The sequence below is a fragment of the Vibrio sp. 811 genome (genome assembly GCF_033339195.1).
This window is the reverse complement of sequence record NZ_JAWOUB010000937.1, coordinates 1-519: the sequence shown is the minus strand read 5'-3', so window position 1 is coordinate 519 and position 519 is coordinate 1. Positions and strand designations below refer to the sequence as shown.

Below are 519 nucleotides of genomic sequence, written 5' to 3'. Positions count from 1 at the left end.
TAAATACAATGAGAAGACATGGAGTCACCAAACATGAATCAGCCGAAAATAAATAGCACTGCTGGTTGCGCTCTCCCACCACCAAATGAAATGATTCTTAAATGGGCAGCGGAGCGCCCGAATGAGGTCTACCTAAAACAAATCATTAACCGACAGTTTGTCGAGTTTACTTACGCAGAAGTCGCCGATCAGGCTCTCAAGCTCGTCAGCGCACTACGTGGGCTGGGTATTCAGCCTGGCGATAAAGTCGCACTGGTATCGAAAAACTGCGCAGAGTGGTTTATCTGCGATTTGGCCATGATGCTAGGGGATTACGTAAGCGTACCTATTTTCCCTACCGCAGGGGCCGACACGATTGAATACTGTGTAACTCACAGTGAAAGTAAGGCGCTGATCGGGGGGAAGCTTGATGACCCAGCAGCAACTCAGCAAGTCATTGATGCCATGCCAGAGCTTATCGGCATCGCGCTGCCGTATGATTCAGCACCACATTGCCAATACCAGTTCAACGCTTTGATT

At 48.9% G+C, this 519-nt stretch carries 1 protein-coding gene; it reads left to right on the top strand.

Features of this window, described 5'->3' with window-relative positions; translation table 11 throughout:
* Nucleotides 1–33 precede the first annotated feature (33 nt).
* Nucleotides 34–519, top strand: a 486-nt coding sequence (locus tag R7Q46_RS30225) for an AMP-binding protein (protein WP_318078722.1), incomplete at its 3' end; no start/stop codon positions are given.